Source organism: Citrobacter sp. UYEF32 (assembly GCF_040546205.1).
Lineage (GTDB): Bacteria > Pseudomonadota > Gammaproteobacteria > Enterobacterales > Enterobacteriaceae > Phytobacter > Phytobacter diazotrophicus.
In genome coordinates, this window is record NZ_JBEPNI010000001.1 from 719,096 (window position 1) to 736,668 (window position 17,573).

At 53.5% G+C, this 17,573-nt stretch carries 13 protein-coding genes; 7 read left to right on the forward strand and 6 right to left on the reverse strand.

The window, feature by feature from the left end:
• Window positions 1–21: 21 nt before the first annotated feature.
• The gene (gene gyrA / locus ABIB59_RS03580; protein WP_079496262.1) at window positions 22–2,655 is read right to left on the reverse strand and encodes a DNA topoisomerase (ATP-hydrolyzing) subunit A; all 2,634 of its coding nucleotides are present in this window, start codon (window positions 2,653–2,655) and stop codon (window positions 22–24) included.
• 158 nt (window positions 2,656–2,813) lie between these two features.
• Here gyrA and ubiG point away from each other — a divergent pair, with 158 nt between their 5' ends.
• The 4 genes from ubiG (at window position 2,814) to yfaE (ending at window position 7,640) form a co-directional block, all read left to right on the forward strand.
• Window positions 2,814–3,542, forward strand: coding sequence for a bifunctional 2-polyprenyl-6-hydroxyphenol methylase/3-demethylubiquinol 3-O-methyltransferase UbiG (gene ubiG, locus ABIB59_RS03585; RefSeq protein ID WP_039079920.1), 729 nt, complete (start codon window positions 2,814–2,816; stop codon window positions 3,540–3,542).
• Window positions 3,543–3,888: 346 nt separating this feature from the next.
• Window positions 3,889–6,174 carry a class 1a ribonucleoside-diphosphate reductase subunit alpha gene (gene nrdA, locus ABIB59_RS03590; protein ID WP_071195659.1) on the forward strand — a complete coding sequence of 762 codons (2,286 nt, stop codon included), beginning with the start codon at window positions 3,889–3,891 and terminating at the stop codon, window positions 6,172–6,174.
• Between the two features lie 81 nt (window positions 6,175–6,255).
• Window positions 6,256–7,386, forward strand: coding sequence for a class Ia ribonucleoside-diphosphate reductase subunit beta (nrdB, locus tag ABIB59_RS03595; RefSeq protein ID WP_039079918.1), 1,131 nt, complete (start codon window positions 6,256–6,258; stop codon window positions 7,384–7,386).
• Window positions 7,386–7,640: a class I ribonucleotide reductase maintenance protein YfaE gene (yfaE, locus tag ABIB59_RS03600; protein WP_039079917.1), complete on the forward strand. Its 255-nt coding sequence runs from the start codon at window positions 7,386–7,388 to the stop codon at window positions 7,638–7,640. The genes nrdB and yfaE overlap by 1 nt, the downstream gene beginning before the upstream one ends.
• Window positions 7,641–7,669: 29 nt before the next feature.
• Here the strand turns inward: yfaE and glpT are convergent, their stop codons facing one another.
• Window positions 7,670–9,022 carry a glycerol-3-phosphate transporter gene (glpT, locus tag ABIB59_RS03605; RefSeq protein ID WP_071195658.1) on the reverse strand — a complete coding sequence of 451 codons (1,353 nt, stop codon included), beginning with the start codon at window positions 9,020–9,022 and terminating at the stop codon, window positions 7,670–7,672.
• A gap of 274 nt (window positions 9,023–9,296) precedes the next feature.
• Here glpT and glpA point away from each other — a divergent pair, with 274 nt between their 5' ends.
• Genes glpA through glpC form a run of 3 tightly spaced genes read left to right on the forward strand, consistent with a single transcriptional unit; the run spans window position 9,297 to window position 13,351 of the window.
• Window positions 9,297–10,919 carry an anaerobic glycerol-3-phosphate dehydrogenase subunit A gene (glpA, locus tag ABIB59_RS03610; protein ID WP_354034033.1) on the forward strand — a complete coding sequence of 541 codons (1,623 nt, stop codon included), beginning with the start codon at window positions 9,297–9,299 and terminating at the stop codon, window positions 10,917–10,919.
• Complete coding sequence (gene glpB / locus ABIB59_RS03615) at window positions 10,909–12,159, forward strand: glycerol-3-phosphate dehydrogenase subunit GlpB (protein WP_354034035.1); 1,251 nt, start codon at window positions 10,909–10,911, stop codon at window positions 12,157–12,159. Before glpA ends, glpB begins: the two co-directional genes overlap by 11 nt.
• A 1-nt stretch (window position 12,160) precedes the next feature.
• Entirely contained in the window at window positions 12,161–13,351 is a 1,191-nt protein-coding gene (gene glpC / locus ABIB59_RS03620; RefSeq protein ID WP_354034037.1) for an anaerobic glycerol-3-phosphate dehydrogenase subunit GlpC, read from the forward strand.
• Between the two features lie 38 nt (window positions 13,352–13,389).
• Here the strand turns inward: glpC and yfaU are convergent, their stop codons facing one another.
• From yfaU to ABIB59_RS03640, 4 genes are read right to left on the reverse strand one after another with little or no spacing between them, the layout of a single operon-like run.
• Window positions 13,390–14,196 (reverse strand): 2-keto-3-deoxy-L-rhamnonate aldolase, encoded by an 807-nt coding sequence (yfaU, locus tag ABIB59_RS03625; RefSeq protein WP_039079978.1) that lies wholly within the window; start codon window positions 14,194–14,196, stop codon window positions 13,390–13,392.
• A 21-nt stretch (window positions 14,197–14,217) separates the two neighbouring features.
• Window positions 14,218–15,507, reverse strand: a complete 1,290-nt coding sequence (locus ABIB59_RS03630) for an MFS transporter (protein ID WP_071195656.1) — start codon at window positions 15,505–15,507, stop codon at window positions 14,218–14,220.
• 54 nt (window positions 15,508–15,561) lie between these two features.
• Complete coding sequence (gene rhmD, locus ABIB59_RS03635) at window positions 15,562–16,767, reverse strand: L-rhamnonate dehydratase (RefSeq protein ID WP_039079913.1); 1,206 nt, start codon at window positions 16,765–16,767, stop codon at window positions 15,562–15,564.
• A 13-nt stretch (window positions 16,768–16,780) separates the two neighbouring features.
• The gene (locus tag ABIB59_RS03640) at window positions 16,781–17,563 is read right to left on the reverse strand and encodes an IclR family transcriptional regulator (protein ID WP_354034040.1); all 783 of its coding nucleotides are present in this window, start codon (window positions 17,561–17,563) and stop codon (window positions 16,781–16,783) included.
• Between the last annotated feature and the right edge of the window lie 10 nt (window positions 17,564–17,573).

Below are 17,573 nucleotides of genomic sequence, written 5' to 3' on the forward strand. Positions count from 1 at the left end.
AAAACCGGCCCTCAGCACAGATTACTCGTCGGCGTCGTCGTCAGCCGCGCCATCGTCAACTTCCGGGGCGATTTCATCATCCCCTTCCGCGACGCTGCCATCGATGGAGTCAAGTTCTTCGTCGTCCACCGGTTCGGCTACACGCTGCAGACCGACCACGTTTTCGTCTTCCGCGGTACGAATAAGGATAACACCCTGGGTATTACGCCCTACCACGCTGATTTCCGACACACGCGTACGCACCAGCGTACCGGCATCGGTGATCATCATGATCTGGTCGGTATCAGTAACCTGTACCGCACCCACCACGGAACCGTTACGTTCGGTCACCTTAATGGAGATAACGCCCTGCGTACCACGAGATTTGGTCGGGTACTCGGTTTCAGCCGTACGTTTACCGTAGCCATTCTGCGTCACGGTGAGGATTGCCCCTTCGCCACGTGGAATGATCAGCGAAACGACTTTATCCTCGCCTGCCAGCTTGATACCGCGAACACCTGTTGCGGTACGTCCCATCGCACGAACAGCATCTTCTTTGAAGCGCACCACTTTACCAGCGGCAGAGAACAGCATGACTTCGTCCTGACCAGAGGTCAGATCGACGCCGATCAGTTCGTCGCCTTCATTGAGGTTAACCGCAATGATCCCGGCAGAGCGCGGACGGCTGAACTCGGTCAACGCGGTTTTCTTCACGGTACCGCTGGCGGTCGCCATAAAGACGCTTACGCCCTCTTCATATTCGCGTACCGGCAGAATGGCAGTAATACGTTCATTCGGCTCCAGCGGCAGAAGGTTGACGATCGGACGACCACGCGCGCCACGGCTCGCTTCCGGCAACTGGTAAACTTTCATCCAGTACAGACGACCACGGCTGGAGAAGCAGAGGATCGTGTCGTGGGTGTTGGCCACCAGCAGACGGTCGATAAAGTCTTCTTCTTTAATACGCGCCGCAGACTTGCCTTTACCGCCACGACGTTGCGCTTCGTAGTCGGTAAGCGGCTGGTACTTCACATAGCCCTGATGCGACAGCGTAACCACAACATCTTCTTCGTTGATCAGATCTTCGATGTTGATGTCGGCGGTGTTGGCGGTGATCTCAGTACGACGCTCGTCACCGAACTGCTCACGAACCAGTTCCAGCTCTTCGCGGATAACTTCCATCAGACGATCGGCGCTGCCGAGGATATGCAGCAGCTCGGCAATCTGTTCCAGTAACTCTTTATACTCGTCGAGCAGTTTTTCATGCTCAAGGCCTGTCAGTTTCTGCAAACGCAGATCCAGAATCGCCTGTGCCTGCTGTTCGGTCAGGTAGTATTTGCCGTCACGAATACCGAACTCTGGCTCCAGCCATTCAGGGCGCGCGGCGTTATCGCCCGCACGTTCCAGCATGGCGGAAACGTTGCCCAAATCCCACGGCTGTGCGATAAGACCGGCTTTCGCTTCTGCCGGGGTCGGCGCACGGCGAATCAGTTCGATAATCGGATCGATATTGGCCAGCGCAACGGCCAGCGCTTCAAGGATATGCGCACGGTCGCGCGCTTTACGCAGTTCGAAAATCGTACGACGCGTCACAACTTCGCGGCGGTGACGGACAAACGCGGACAGAATGTCTTTCAGGTTCATGATCTTCGGCTGACCATGGTGCAGTGCCACCATGTTGATACCGAAGGAAACCTGGAGCTGGGTCTGGGAGTACAGGTTATTCAGTACCACCTCACCCACTGCGTCACGTTTGATTTCAATCACGATGCGCATCCCGTCTTTATCAGACTCGTCACGCAGCGCGCTGATACCTTCAACGCGTTTATCTTTAACCAGCTCGGCAATTTTCTCGATCAGGCGTGCTTTGTTCACCTGATACGGAATTTCATGCACGATAATGGTTTCACGACCGGTTTTCGCGTCAGCTTCCACTTCCGCGCGGGCGCGAATATAAATTTTGCCACGCCCGGTACGGTACGCTTCTTCAATACCGCGACGACCATTAATAATGGCGGCGGTCGGGAAGTCCGGCCCAGGGATATGTTCCATCAGCCCTTCAACGCTGATGTCTTCATTATCGATGTACGCCAGGCAACCGTTAATCACTTCCGTCAGGTTATGCGGAGGAATGTTGGTCGCCATCCCGACTGCAATACCGGAAGACCCGTTCACCAGCAGGTTCGGGATCTTGGTAGGCATAACATCAGGGATTTTTTCCGTACCGTCGTAGTTGTCGACGTAATCAACGGTCTCTTTTTCCAGATCGGCCATCAGCTCATGGGCAATTTTCGCCAGACGGATTTCCGTATAACGCATTGCCGCCGCGGAGTCGCCGTCAATCGAACCGAAGTTACCCTGACCATCAACCAGCATGTAGCGCAGTGAAAATGGCTGTGCCATACGCACAATGGTGTCATACACTGCGGAATCACCATGGGGATGGTATTTACCGATTACGTCACCAACGACACGGGCAGATTTTTTGTAGGCTTTGTTCCAGTCATTGCCCAAGACGTTCATGGCGTAAAGTACGCGACGGTGAACCGGCTTTAGACCATCGCGGACATCTGGCAGCGCACGGCCAACAATGACCGACATGGCATAATCCAGATAAGAACTTTTCAGCTCTTCCTCGATGTTGACCGGTGTAATTTCTCTCGCAAGGTCGCTCATCTAACCGCTATCCCTCTACTGTATCCCGGATTCAAAGGTCGCAAATTATAACACAACCGTAATGAATCAGGTAAACGGAAAGACCCCGCAGGGCGCTTTATTAGCGCCAGCAGACTGTTATACTCATCCGTCTTGCTAAATAAGGAGTACGTATCCCCATGAATGCCGAAAAAACGTCGGTTGCTCAAAACGTTGACCAGGCTGAAATTGCCAAATTTGAAGCGGTCGCCTCTCGCTGGTGGGATCTGGAAGGCGAATTCAAACCTCTTCATCGCATCAATCCATTACGTCTGGGCTATATTGCAGAACGTGCTGACGGTCTGTTTGGCAAGAATGTCCTGGATGTCGGCTGTGGTGGCGGCATTCTGGCGGAGAGCATGGCGCGCGAAGGGGCGATAGTCACCGGGCTGGATATGGGCTTTGAACCGCTACAGGTCGCCAGGCTGCATGCTCTGGAGTCCGGCATTCGCGTCGAATACGTGCAAGAGACCGTCGAAGACCACGCCGACAAACATCCGCAGCAATATGATGTTGTCACCTGCATGGAGATGCTGGAACACGTACCGGACCCGCAATCGGTGGTCAACGCCTGCGCGCGGCTGGTCAAACCCGGCGGCCACGTCTTCTTCTCGACGATTAACCGTAACGGCAAAGCGTGGTTAATGGCGGTGGTTGGCGCGGAGTATGTGCTGAAAATGGTGCCGAAAGGAACGCACGACGTGAAGAAATTTATCAAACCGGCAGAACTGCTCGGTTGGGTGAATGAATCCGGGTTAAAGGAGCGTCACATTACGGGCCTGCATTATAACCCGCTGTTAAATGCCTTTAAGCTCGCGCCCGGTGTGGATGTGAATTATATGTTACATACAAAGCCAAAAAACGTCTGACGTCATTCACTATTCTTATAAAGATTGCGCTACATCATGTCGCGCGATCTCCCCTTCCCGATGAAGAAATCAGCGTTTGATCAAATTTTCATTTTTTTTTGCGAAATATTGACATCCCCGCCAGGCCTTATGCGACGTGGACTTAGCCTTTATCACTCTTTTGCAACCTCAATTTAACGTCAAAATCAACTCTTGTACTCAAAAGAATCCTTACTAGAATACTCACCATATAGCGTTTCTCTTATCATATACCCCCAACATATAGTATTTATCCACAGACTTAGTCACAACGTGGTTCTGTGGATAATTGGGGGATATTTTTTATTCACGGACAGGTAAATTTCACATGAATCAGAGTCTGCTGGTGACAAAGCGCGACGGTAGCACCGAGCGCATCAATCTCGACAAAATTCATCGGGTGCTGGATTGGGCGGCAGAGGGGCTGAGTAATGTATCCATCTCCCAGGTGGAACTGCGTTCCCATATTCAGTTCTACGACGGCATCAAAACGTCCGACATTCATGAGACTATTATCAAAGCCGCTGCGGACCTGATCTCCCGTGAAGCGCCAGACTACCAGTACCTCGCCGCGCGCCTGGCCATTTTCCACCTGCGTAAAAAAGCCTATGGTCAGTTCGAGCCGCCAGCGCTGTACGACCATGTGGTAAAAATGGTTGAACTTGGCAAATACGACACGCATCTGCTGGAAGACTACACGGAAGAAGAGTTCAAGCAGATGGACGAGTTTATCGACCACTGGCGCGATATGAATTTCTCCTACGCGGCCGTTAAGCAGCTTGAAGGCAAATACCTGGTTCAGAACCGTGTAACCGGCGAAATCTACGAGAGCGCGCAGTTCCTCTATATCCTGGTGGCTGCCTGCCTGTTCTCAGGGTATCCACGCGAGACGCGTCTGAGCTACGTGAAGCGCTTCTATGATGCGGTCTCTACATTCAAAATTTCTCTGCCGACGCCGATTATGTCCGGCGTACGTACTCCGACCCGTCAGTTCAGCTCTTGCGTGCTGATCGAGTGCGGCGACAGCCTGGACTCTATCAACGCCACTTCCAGCGCAATTGTGAAATACGTTTCCCAGCGTGCCGGTATCGGCATCAACGCGGGTCGTATTCGTGCGCTGGGTAGCCCGATTCGCGGCGGTGAAGCGTTCCATACCGGCTGTATCCCGTTCTACAAACACTTCCAGACCGCGGTAAAATCCTGCTCTCAGGGCGGTGTGCGCGGTGGTGCGGCGACCCTGTTCTATCCGATGTGGCATCTGGAAGTTGAAAGCCTGCTGGTTCTGAAAAACAACCGTGGCGTTGAAGGTAACCGTGTACGTCACATGGACTACGGCGTACAGATCAACAAACTGATGTACACCCGCCTGCTGAAAGGGGAAGAGATCACCCTGTTCAGCCCGTCTGACGTCCCGGGCCTGTATGACGCGTTCTTCGCCGATCAGGATGAATTCGAACGTCTTTACACCAAATATGAGAAAGACGACAGCATCCGCAAACAGCGTGTGAAAGCCGTTGAGCTGTTCTCGCTGATGATGCAGGAACGTGCCTCTACCGGCCGTATCTATATCCAGAACGTTGACCATTGCAATACCCACAGCCCGTTTGACCCGGTGGTTGCGCCAGTGCGCCAGTCTAACCTGTGCCTGGAAATCGCTCTGCCAACCAAACCGCTGGAAGACGTGAACGACGAAAACGGTGAAATCGCGCTCTGCACGCTGTCTGCCTTTAACCTGGGTGCGATTTCTAATCTGGATGAGCTGGAAGAGCTGGCGGTGCTTGCCGTGCGTGCGCTGGATGCCCTGCTGGATTACCAGGACTACCCGATTCCGGCGGCAAAACGCGGTGCAATGGGCCGCCGTACGCTGGGTATTGGCGTGATTAACTTCGCCTACTGGCTGGCGAAAAACGGCAAACGCTACTCCGACGGCAGCGCCAACAACCTGACCCACAAAACGTTCGAAGCAATCCAGTACTACCTGCTGAAAGCATCTAACGAACTGGCGAAAGAGCAAGGCGCATGCCCGTGGTTTAACGAAACCACCTACTCCAAAGGCATTATGCCTATTGATACCTACAAGAAAGACCTGGACGGTATCACCAGCGAGCCGCTGCACTACGACTGGGACGCCCTGCGTGAATCGGTGAAAACTTACGGCCTGCGTAACTCCACGCTGTCTGCGCTGATGCCGTCGGAAACCTCATCGCAGATCTCCAATGCCACCAACGGCATTGAGCCACCGCGCGGCCATGTGAGCATCAAGGCGTCGAAAGACGGTATCCTGCGTCAGGTGGTGCCGGATTATGAGTTGCTGAAAGATAAGTACGAGCTGCTGTGGGAAATGCCGAACAACGACGGCTATCTGCAACTGGTGGGCATCATGCAGAAATTTATCGACCAGTCGATCTCTGCAAATACCAACTATGACCCGACACGTTTCCCGTCCGGAAAAGTGCCGATGCAGCAATTGCTGAAAGACTTGCTCACTGCCTATAAATTTGGCGTGAAGACCCTGTACTATCAAAACACCCGCGACGGTGCGGAAGATGCGCAGGATGATCTGGTGCCGTCCATTCAGGATGATGGCTGCGAAAGCGGCGCATGTAAGATCTAATTTAAATGCCGGGTGACGCTACGCTTACCCGGCCTACGATTTTGTTTGCCCGATCTACAAAATCTCTCACAGGACACACTCATGGCATACACCACCTTTTCACAGACGAAAAACGACCAGCTCAAAGAGCCAATGTTCTTCGGCCAGCCGGTCAACGTGGCACGCTACGATCAGCAAAAATATGACATCTTTGAAAAGCTGATTGAAAAGCAACTCTCCTTCTTCTGGCGTCCGGAAGAAGTTGACGTTTCCCGCGACCGTATTGACTACCAGGCGTTGCCGGAACACGAAAAACACATTTTCATCAGCAACCTGAAATACCAGACGCTGCTGGACTCTATTCAGGGTCGTAGCCCGAACGTGGCGCTGTTGCCGCTGATTTCGATCCCGGAACTTGAAACCTGGGTTGAAACCTGGGCGTTTTCAGAAACGATCCATTCGCGCTCTTACACCCACATCATCCGTAATATCGTGAACGATCCGGCGATTGTGTTTGACGATATCGTCACCAACGAGCAGATCCAGAAACGTGCCGAGGGCATTTCGGCCTATTACGATGAGCTGATTGAGCTAACCAGCTATTGGCATCTGCTTGGCGAAGGTACCCATACCGTTAACGGTAAAACCGTGACCGTGAACCTGCGCGAGCTGAAAAAGAAACTGTATTTGTGTCTGATGAGCGTTAACGCACTGGAAGCTATTCGCTTCTACGTCAGCTTTGCCTGTTCTTTCGCCTTTGCGGAGCGCGAATTGATGGAAGGCAACGCCAAAATCATCCGTCTGATTGCACGCGATGAAGCGCTGCATCTGACCGGGACTCAGCACATGCTGAACCTGCTGCGTTCAGGTAGCGATGACCCGGAAATGGCGGAGATTGCCGAAGAGTGCAAACAGGAGTGCTATGACCTGTTCGTCCAGGCGGCGCAGCAGGAGAAAGAGTGGGCAGAGTATCTGTTCCGCGACGGCTCCATGATCGGTCTGAATAAAGACATCCTGTGGCAGTATATTGAGTACATCACCAATATCCGCATGCAGGCGGTCGGCCTGGACTTGCCGTTCCAGACCCGCTCGAACCCGATTCCGTGGATCAATACCTGGCTGGTCTCTGACAACGTTCAGGTGGCTCCGCAGGAAGTGGAAGTCAGCTCTTATCTGGTTGGCCAGATCGACGCCGAAGTCGATACCGACGACCTGAGTAACTTCCAGCTCTGATGACGCGTGTAACCTTACGTCTGACGGGCACACAGGTGTTGTGCCAGGAAGAACATCCGTCATTGCTGGTGGCGCTGGAATCACACCGCGTGCCGGTGGAATACCAGTGCCGCGAAGGTTACTGCGGCTCCTGTCGCTGTCGCCTGGTCACAGGCCAGGTCGACTGGCTGACCGAGCCGCTGGCCTTTATCCAGCCTGACGAAATATTACCCTGCTGCTGCAAAGCAAAAGGGGATATTGAGATTGAAATGTAAAAGGGCCGCGCGCGGCCCTTTTTATTGCCTTACCGGCGCTTAGCCGCCACTTGTGCATGATGTTTGCGTTCGCCAATCATCACCACAATCAGCAAAAGCACAGCCAGAATGCTGCCGCCAATCATCACCATAAAACCACCGTCCCAGCCAAAGAAATCGACGGTGTAACCCACAATCGCACTGGCCGCCACCGACCCGCCAAGGTAGCCGAATAAACCGGTGAAGCCCGCTGCCGTACCTGCGGCTTTTTTCGGAGCCAGTTCAAGAGCGTGCAAACCAATGAGCATCACCGGGCCGTAGATCAGGAAGCCAATGACAATCATACAGACCATATCTATCGTCGGATTGCCCGCCGGGTTTAACCAGTAGATGATCGTGGCAATGGTGACCAGCGTCATAAAGAAGACGCCTGTTGCACCACGGTTACCTTTGAAGACTTTGTCCGACATCCAGCCGCAAATCAGCGTCCCTGGGATCCCGGCATATTCATAAAAGAAATAGGCCCAGGAAGATTTATCCAGCGCGAAATGTTTCACTTCTTTCAGGTAGGTGGGTGACCAGTCCAGAATGCCGTAGCGCAGCAGATAAACGAAGACGTTGGCGATGGCGATATACCAGAGCAGACGGTTCGGGAAGACGTACTGCATAAAGATTTGCTTCGCCGTCAGTTCCTCTTCTGCCTTTTCGCTGTAATCGTCCGGGTAGTCGTTTTTATACTCTTCAATCGGCGGCAAGCCGCAGGACTGAGGAGTATCGCGCATCATAGCGAACGCGAAGATCGCCACAATGATTGCCCCAAACGCAGGCATATACAGCGCCGCGTGCCAGTCGTTAAACCAGGCCATACCCAACAGGAACAGCAACGGGGGAATACCGCCGCCGACGTTGTGCGCACAGTTCCATACAGACACTATCCTGCCACGCTCTTTTTGCGACCACCAGTGCACCATGGTACGTCCACACGGCGGCCACCCCATTCCCTGGAACCAACCACACAGGAAGAGCAGCACAAACATAATGGCAATGCTCGATGTCGCCCACGGGACAAATCCCATGAACAACATGACTGCCGCGGCCAGAATCAACCCGGCGGGCAGAAAAACGCGCGGATTCGAACGATCCGAGACCGACCCCATAATGAATTTTGAGAAACCATAGGCAATGGAGATCCCCGACAGCGCAAACCCTAAATCACCGCGGGAAAAGCCCTGCTCCACAAGGTAAGGCATGGCCAACGCAAAATTTTTGCGCACCAGATAATAGGCCGCATAGCCGAAGAAAATACCCAGGAAGATCTGCCAGCGCAGACGACGATAAACCGGGTCGATACGATCTTCAGGAAGTCTTTCTCGGTGGGATTCTGGCCGGAAAATACTCAACATATATGCCTCCGTGGCAGGGTTTTATCATTATATGTGACTACTATGAGTGAAAACGAAACCATGATTTCGTTTGTAACGGTTTTACCCGGCAAATTCTAACGACAAAAGGCGATTTGTCGCACCTTATGTTACATATTTATGACAAAGCTCCACTTTCAGACATAAAACCACTCTGGTTATTTTCGTTTTTTGCTCGAATATGCGCGATATCAAACAATCCATAGCAACAGTGTGGCTAAATGTTTCTATGGAATCCCGCTCGGAAGACGAAAATATGGGTAACTCAAACGATTACGATGTCATCATCATCGGCGGTGGCGCGACCGGAGCAGGCATCGCCCGCGACTGTGCATTGCGCGGACTGCGCGTGGTACTGCTTGAACGCCATGACATTGCCACAGGTGCCACCGGCCGCAATCACGGTTTATTGCACAGCGGTGCGCGTTACGCAGTGACCGATAACGAATCCGCCCGGGAATGTATTGCAGAAAACCAAATCCTTAAGCGTATCGCTCGCCACTGTATTGAGCCTACAGACGGTTTATTTATCACCCTGCCGGAAGACGATCTGGCTTATCAGCCTGTCTTTATTGACGCCTGCCAGCGCGCAGGGATTAACGCGCAGGCCATTACGCCAGAAGAAGCGCGGCGCACGGAGCCCAGCGTAAATCCGGCACTGACTAGTGCCGTCCGCGTACCCGATGGCACGGTGGATCCTTTTCGCCTGACGGCCAGCAATATGCTGGATGCGCGTGAACATGGCGCCACTATCCTGACAGGCCACGAAGTCTGCGGATTAATACGCCAGGGCGACAGGGTCACCGGTGTACAACTGATGAACCCGCAAACCCATGAAATTTATCCTCTGCATGCTCCTGTCGTGGTCAATGCCGCCGGGATTTGGGGCCAGCGCATCGCGGAGTATGCGGATTTACGGATTCGCATGTTCCCGGCCAAAGGAGCCCTGCTGATACTCGACCACCGTATCAATCAGCATGTGATAAACCGTTGTCGTAAACCGGCAGATGCCGACATCCTCGTACCCGGCGATACCATTTCCCTGATTGGCACCACCTCGACGCATATTGACTATAAGGATATTGACAACATCCGGGTGACGCCCGAAGAGGTCGATATTCTGCTGCGTGAAGGGGAAAAGCTGGCGCCAGTGATGGCGCAGACCCGTATCCTGCGCGCCTATGCAGGCGTACGTCCTTTGGTTGCCAGCGATGATGACCCGACAGGACGTAACGTAAGCCGCGGCATTGTGCTGCTCGATCACGCTCAACGTGACGGGATGGAAGGCTTTATCACCATTACCGGCGGCAAGCTGATGACCTACCGTCTGATGGCAGAGTGGGCCACAGATGCCGTCTGCCGCAAGCTCGGTCTTAACACCCCTTGTACCACAGCGACAACGCCGTTGCCCGGTTCACAGCAGCCTACCGAACAGGCGCTGAAAAAAATTATCTCACTGCCGGTGCCGCTACGCGGTTCGGCTATTTATCGCCATGGCGATCGCACGCCAGCCTCGCTGGGCAGCGATCGCCACAGTCGTAGCCTGGTGTGCGAATGCGAAGCCGTCACCGCCGGGGAAGTCCAGTATGCCGTTGAAAACTTGAATGTTAACTCTCTGCTGGATCTGCGCCGCCGTACCCGCGTGGGCATGGGCACATGTCAGGGTGAACTGTGCGCCTGTCGCGCAGCCGGCTTACTGCACAGCATGCGGGTGACCAGTGAAACAGAATCTATTAACCAGCTTTGCGCATTTTTGAATGAGCGCTGGAAGGGCATCAAACCTGTCGCCTGGGGGGATGCGCTACGCGAAAGTGAATTTACACGTTGGGTCTATCAAGGACTGTGCGGGCTGGAAAAGGAGCCAACTGATGAAATTTGATACGGTTATTATCGGCGGCGGCCTCGCCGGGTTACTCTGCGGCATTCGGCTGAGCGAAAACGGTCAACGCTGTGCCATTGTCAGCCGCGGTCAGAGCGCACTCAATTTCTCTTCCGGCTCGCTGGACTTACTTTCCCGTCTACCGGATGGGCAACCGGTCACCGACCTCATCGCCGGGGTAGACGCGTTACAGCGTATGCAAAGCGAACATCCTTATGCCTTACTGGGCGCTGAAAGGGTACGCCACTATGCAAAAATGACCCAGACCATGCTGGCAGACTGCGGCCTGGCGCTAAAAGGTGAGGCCGATACGCCGCATATGCGCGTCACCCCACTGGGTACCTTCCGTCAGGCCTGGTTAAGCCCCAATGAAATTCCTCTCCAGCCGACAAAAGATATTGCCATTGGGGTCGTCGGTATTTGTGGGTTTCTCGATTTTCAGCCGCAACTCGCTGCCGCGTCACTGAAAAAACGTGGCATAAATGCCACCGCAGAAGAGATAACGCTGCCGGTGCTGGACCGCGTGCGGGATAACCCGAGTGAATTTCGCGCCGTCAATATCGCCCGTGTACTGGATGTTGCACAGAATTTTGACGAGCTGTACCGCGCCTTGCTGCCGTTAAGCCGTCAGTACGACGAGCTTTACTTCCCGGCCTGTTTCGGCCTGCAGGATAGCGCCGTCTTTACACGACTTAACCAACAACTCTCCTGTCCGCTACGGTTGCTGCCTACCCTGCCGCCATCGGTTCCCGGCACCCGCATGCAATCACGCCTGCAACAGCGTTTTATCCAAAGCGGTGGGACATGGATGCCCGGTGATGAGGTGATCCGTGCCGATGTGGAAAGTGAGCGCGTGACACAACTGTGGACGCGCAAGCATGAGGATATTGCGCTACGTCCACGCCATGTGGTGCTCGCCAGCGGCAGTTTTTTCAGTAACGGTTTGATTGCCGAACGCGATCGCGTACGGGAAACCATTTTTGACCTCGACGTGTTACAAAGCCCCGGACGGGAAAGCTGGTATCGCGACAACGTCTTTGATACCCAGCCATGGCAGCAGTTTGGCGTGATCACTGACGAAACGCTACGCGCTAAGCACCAGGGCACGACGCTGGATAACCTGTATGTGGTGGGCTCCGTTTTGGGTGGCTTTGATGCGGTTGCTCAAGGGTGTGGGGGTGGCGTTTGCGCGGTTACCGCGCTGTATGCCGCAGAACAAATTTGCGCCGGGGGGAGGTAAAATGACCACAACTCAGTTTGAAAGCTGTATCAAATGCACCGTGTGCACCACGGTTTGCCCGGTCAGTGCGGTGAATCCTGCTTACCCTGGCCCGAAACAGGCGGGGCCGGATGGGGAGCGTTTACGTCTAAAAGACCCGGCGTTGTTTGACGAGGCGCTGAAATACTGCACCAACTGTAAACGCTGTGAAACCGCCTGTCCGTCTGGCGTAAAGATTGGCGATATTATTCAGCGCGCGCGTTCGCAATATGCCGTCAATCCACCTTCACTGCGTAATGCCATTCTGAGCCATACGGATTTGATGGGATCGTTATCCACCCCATTCGCGCCGCTGGTCAATACCGCCACGTCTCTCAAACCCATTCGCCAGTTGCTCGATAAAGCGCTGAAAATCGATCATCACCGGACGCTGCCAAAATATTCCCATGGCACTTTCCGCCGCTGGTACCGCTCCGTGGCTGACAAGCAAAAGGCGTTTGATCAGCAGGTGGCGTTTTTCCATGGCTGCTATGTGAATTACAACCATCCGCAACTGGGCAAAGATCTCTTGCAAGTGCTGAACGCGATGGGAATCGGTGTGCAGCTCCTGCGTCAGGAAAAATGTTGCGGGGTGCCGCTGATTGCCAATGGCTATTTTGCGAAAGCGAAAAAGCAGGCGGAATTTAATATTCGGGCATTGCAGCAGAGCATCACAGGAGACGGTATTCCGGTGATTGCCACCTCATCAACCTGTACCTTCACTTTGCGAGATGAATATCCGCATCTGCTGGACGTCGATAACCACCATTTACGTCCGCACATCGACCTGGCTACGCGTTGGATCTGGCGCAAGCTGGAAGAAGGCAATACGCTCAAGCTCAAAGAGTTACCGTTGAAAGTGGTTTATCACACACCGTGCCATATGGAGAAAATGGGCTGGACGCACTATACCCTGGATTTGCTGCGACGTATTCCCGGGCTGGAACTTACCGTACTGGATTCACGTTGTTGCGGGATAGCGGGGACCTACGGCTTTAAGCGCGAAAACTACGCCACAGCGCAGGCGATTGGCGAACCACTGTTCCGCCAGATTGAGGAGAGCGGTGCGGATTTGGTGATCACAGATTGTGAAACCTGTAAGTGGCAGGTGGAAATGTCCACAAGCCTTCGCTGTGAACATCCTATTACACTACTGGCGCAGGCGCTGCGCTAAAAGGTTCGCCCGCCGTAACCCTCCCGGCGGGCGAATAATTAATAACTACCCTTCGTTGCCGATGCCGAAGGTCTGGCCCCTTTAAATATCGCCAGCCGTTCATCTAACGCATTGGTATACAACATGGTGTCCACACCGACCGCCACGAAGTTAGCCCCCCACTCCAGCACTTTTTTTGCCATGAGCGGATCGACCGCCAGAAAACCCGCCGCTTTCCCGGCATCACGTATCTGCTTAATGGCCTGCTCAATGGCGCGTTGCACGTCCGGATGACCACTGTTGTCAGGATAGCCCAACGATGCGGAGAGGTCGGCAGGACCGATAAAGACCCCATCAATACCATCAACATGCAAAATGGCATCAAGGTTATCCAGCGCCGCTTTGCTTTCAACCTGAATCAACAAGCACAACTCTTCATTCGCGCGGGCCATATAATTTTCGACTCGCCCCCAGCGGGCGGCGCGCGCGACACTCGCCCCTACGCCGCGAACACCCTGTGGCGGGTAACGCGTGGCCGCCACCACATCCTGCGCCTGCTCTGCGCTCTCCACCATGGGAATTAACAATGTACGGGCACCAATATCGAGCACCTGTTTGATAAGAACACGGCTCCCCTCAACGGGCCGAATGACGGCCTGGCTGGTGTAAGGCGCAATGGCCTGCAACTGGTGATAGAGATCCTGAATAGTATTCGGCGCATGTTCGCCATCAATCAATAACCAGTCATACCCGGAGGTCGCTGCAATCTCAGCCATATACGACGTAGTGGAACTTAACCACAGGCCAATCTGCGTTTCGCCTTTTAGCAGACCCGCTTTAAACGGGTTGGATAAAATCGGATCCATTGTCATTTCACTTCCTTTTTGTCATGAATGAACGCTGTTCGAGTGAGAGACAGCCTGTCTTACATTCAGTGTTAAAATGATCAGCGCACCGGCAATCGCCACGCCTGCAAGCGTGAGAAGCCCGGCAGCGCCGCTGGCAAACAGGGTTTCGGCTTTGACACGAATGATCGGGGCCAGAAATCCGCCGACCGCGCCAAACAAATTCACAAAGCCAATACCCGCCGCCAGCGCCGTTCCGGACAGAAGCTGCGTTGGCATGGTCCAGAAAACCGGTTGTACGGCAATAAATCCCACCGCCGCGACGCATAAGGCAACAATGGCCAGCACGGGAGAAACCAGGCCAGATACGCCAATACCAATGCCCGCCGCTAACAGCGTCAGTGCAGCAATGTTGCGTCTTTCACCGGTCTTATCGGAATAACGAGGAATAAGCCAGGTACCAAACAGGGCGGCAATCCAGGGGATAGCGGTGACGACAGAGGCGGTGAACCCCACTTTTGTCCCCAGCAATGCGGCCACTTGCGTCGGCAGGAAAAAAATCAATCCATATACCGCGACCTGGATAGTCAGATAAATGATAGCCAGTTGCCATACCCGCCCATTACGCAGCGCATCGGTCAGACGTGACGTCACTTTACTCTCCTCTTCGCTGGCAAGCTGGGCCTCAAGAACGCCCTTCTCTTGCGGCGTGAGGAACCGTGCCTGCGCTGGCGTATCATCCAGCCAGAAGAAAGTAAAGATACCCGCAGAGACAGCCAGCAGGCCTTCAATCAAGAACATCCAGAACCACCCCGGATGCCCCATAAAACCATGCATCTCAAGTAAAGCGCCGGACAGCGGTGAACCCAGCGTCAAAGCTAATGGCGCCCCCATGTAAAAAAGCCCCATAATGCTGGCGCGATTGCGCTGTGGGAACCATTGAGAGGTCAGGTAAATCATGCCAGGGAAGAAGCCAGCTTCCGCGGCGCCAAGAAGCGTGCGGACAAGCAGAAATTTGGCTTCGGTATCAGCCCAGGCCATTGCCGCGGAGAGAAATCCCCATAACAGGGTCGTCCCTCCAATCCAGTAGCGTGCGCCAAACTTACGCATCAACAGATTAGCCGGCACGCCGAGGAAGGCGTACACCACAAAAAAGATCCCCGCCCCCAACGCATAGGCTTCGTTGCTAAGGCCGGTGTCTATCTGATACGTCTCTTTTGCAAAGCCAATATTCGAACGATCAAGAAATGCCAGGACGTATAACATCAACATAAAGGGGATTAAACGGGCGCGGTTTTTCTTTACCACGCTATCCAATAAGCTGGTATTCATCGTAATGACCTCATGTAGGGCTGCGCCGCGTCATGGCGGCGCGACGCGGAGGAATTAATGGTTATACGGGCGCTTTAAATTACAGTTGCGATTAAGCTCAACACCGAAGCCCGGTTTATCCAACACACTCTTATGAATGCGACCATTTACAGGCACCGGTTCATCCACCAGGATGGGATCAAATTGCGGACGCAGCGTAGAGCAGTCGGGGCTGGTCATTAAAAACTCACTAAATGGCGTATTAGTGAAGGTAATAACCGCGTGATGGGAATAAACCGAAGAACCATGTGGCACGACAAGCTGCCCGCGTGCTTTTGCGATCGCGGCGATTTCCACCAGCGTCGTTAAGCCGCCGCACCAGCCGACATCGGGCTGCATGATATCAATCCCGGTTTCCGATAACGTACGGAATGATTGCAGCGTACCGTGATGCTCACCGCTGGTGACCATCATGCCAGCAGGAGCATTACGTTTAAGTTCGCGATAGCCCTCATATTGCTGCGGTGGCAGACACTCCTCGATCCATTTCAGATTATACGGGGCACAGGCATGGGCCAATTTGGTGGCATAATTAACATCCTGGCTCATCCAGCAATCCAGCATCAGCCAGAAATCTTCACCGCATTTCTCGCGATATTCAGCAACCATTGCCGCATCTTTGCGAATACCCGCATCACCATCATGCGGGCCCCAGTGTGTCGGCATTTTGCCGCCAATAAACCCCATCTCTTTAGCCAGGTCTGGGCGCGCGCCGGTCGCATAAAACTGGATTTCGTCACGCACCGCCCCACCGAGCAATTTATAAACGGGTAACCCGACAACCTTGCCAAACAGATCCCACAAGGCCAGATCGACACAGGAAATCGTATTCATAACCAGCCCGCCAGACCCTGCGTAATACAAGGTGGAATTAAGCATTTGATCATGAATAAGCTTGATATCGCTGACGCATTTACCCTCGATAAAGCGGTTTAAATGCTTTTCAACGATAAAGCAGCCCATCTCGCCTGCCGTGGAAACAGCAAAGCCCGTCTGGCCATTTTCAGCTTCCACTTCAACAATTAAGGTTCCCAGCACGTTAATACCGAAAGACTGCCGGGATTGTTCATAGGCCTTGTATTTGCTCATTGGGGTGGCGATATGGTCATCTATCCAGTGATGAGCGCCCTGATCGTGATAATCACCGCCGCCTGCCCCTTTCTCTGCGGTAGCGCCGCCAATGAACCAGGCTCTGACATGTTTAATTTTCGGTAAGGTCATGATGTTCTCCTTTTTATGATGCTTGCTTGTCGAAAGGGCTTTTCCACCCTAAAAGCCGGGAAATATCTTTTGCGCAAGTAATCGCCTTACCTGCGAGGTAATCCCGGTTTTCCTCATTAATTTGCAGTCGGGTTCCCACGACCGAAATGGCTGCCGTTAGCGCATTGCGGGCATCAAAGACGGGGGCAGCGACACATCGGACATCGGGGTAATCTTCACCATTGTCATAGCTCCACCCCCTGGAACGAATCAGCACCAGCTCATCGTGTAATTGTTGGGCATTGGCGATAGTCGACGACGTCGCTTTTTCCCAGTGCAAATGACGGATGATTTCATCGCGCGTCGCGGGCGGCTGCCAGGCCAGCAGACACTTCCCTATGCCGGAGCGATAAAGGGAAAGACTTTTGCCCTCGTGCGAGCGCACGCTGATGGTGGAGGAGGATTCTATTTTGAGAATGTAATAGGCATTTGCGTCATCAATAATGCCGAGATGGCAGAGCAGACCGGTCTCATCCATAAGTTCAGTCAGCCGGGGACGGGCAATCTCGCGCAGATCCATTATTCCCAAAGCATGCCCGGCAAGTTCAACGAGCTTTGTCCATAAGCAGTAGTTGTCATTGCTATCAATACGCAATAACCGCGCTTTCTTTAATTCCGCTAAAATTAAATAGGCGGTGCTTTTGGGAATGCCTGTCTCTTCGATGATTACCGCAGCGCTGCAAGGCCCAATACGAGCGATGAGATTAAGGATTTCAATTGCCCGGCTGAGTGCCGGTACTTTGCTTGATTCCAACATATTGGACTCC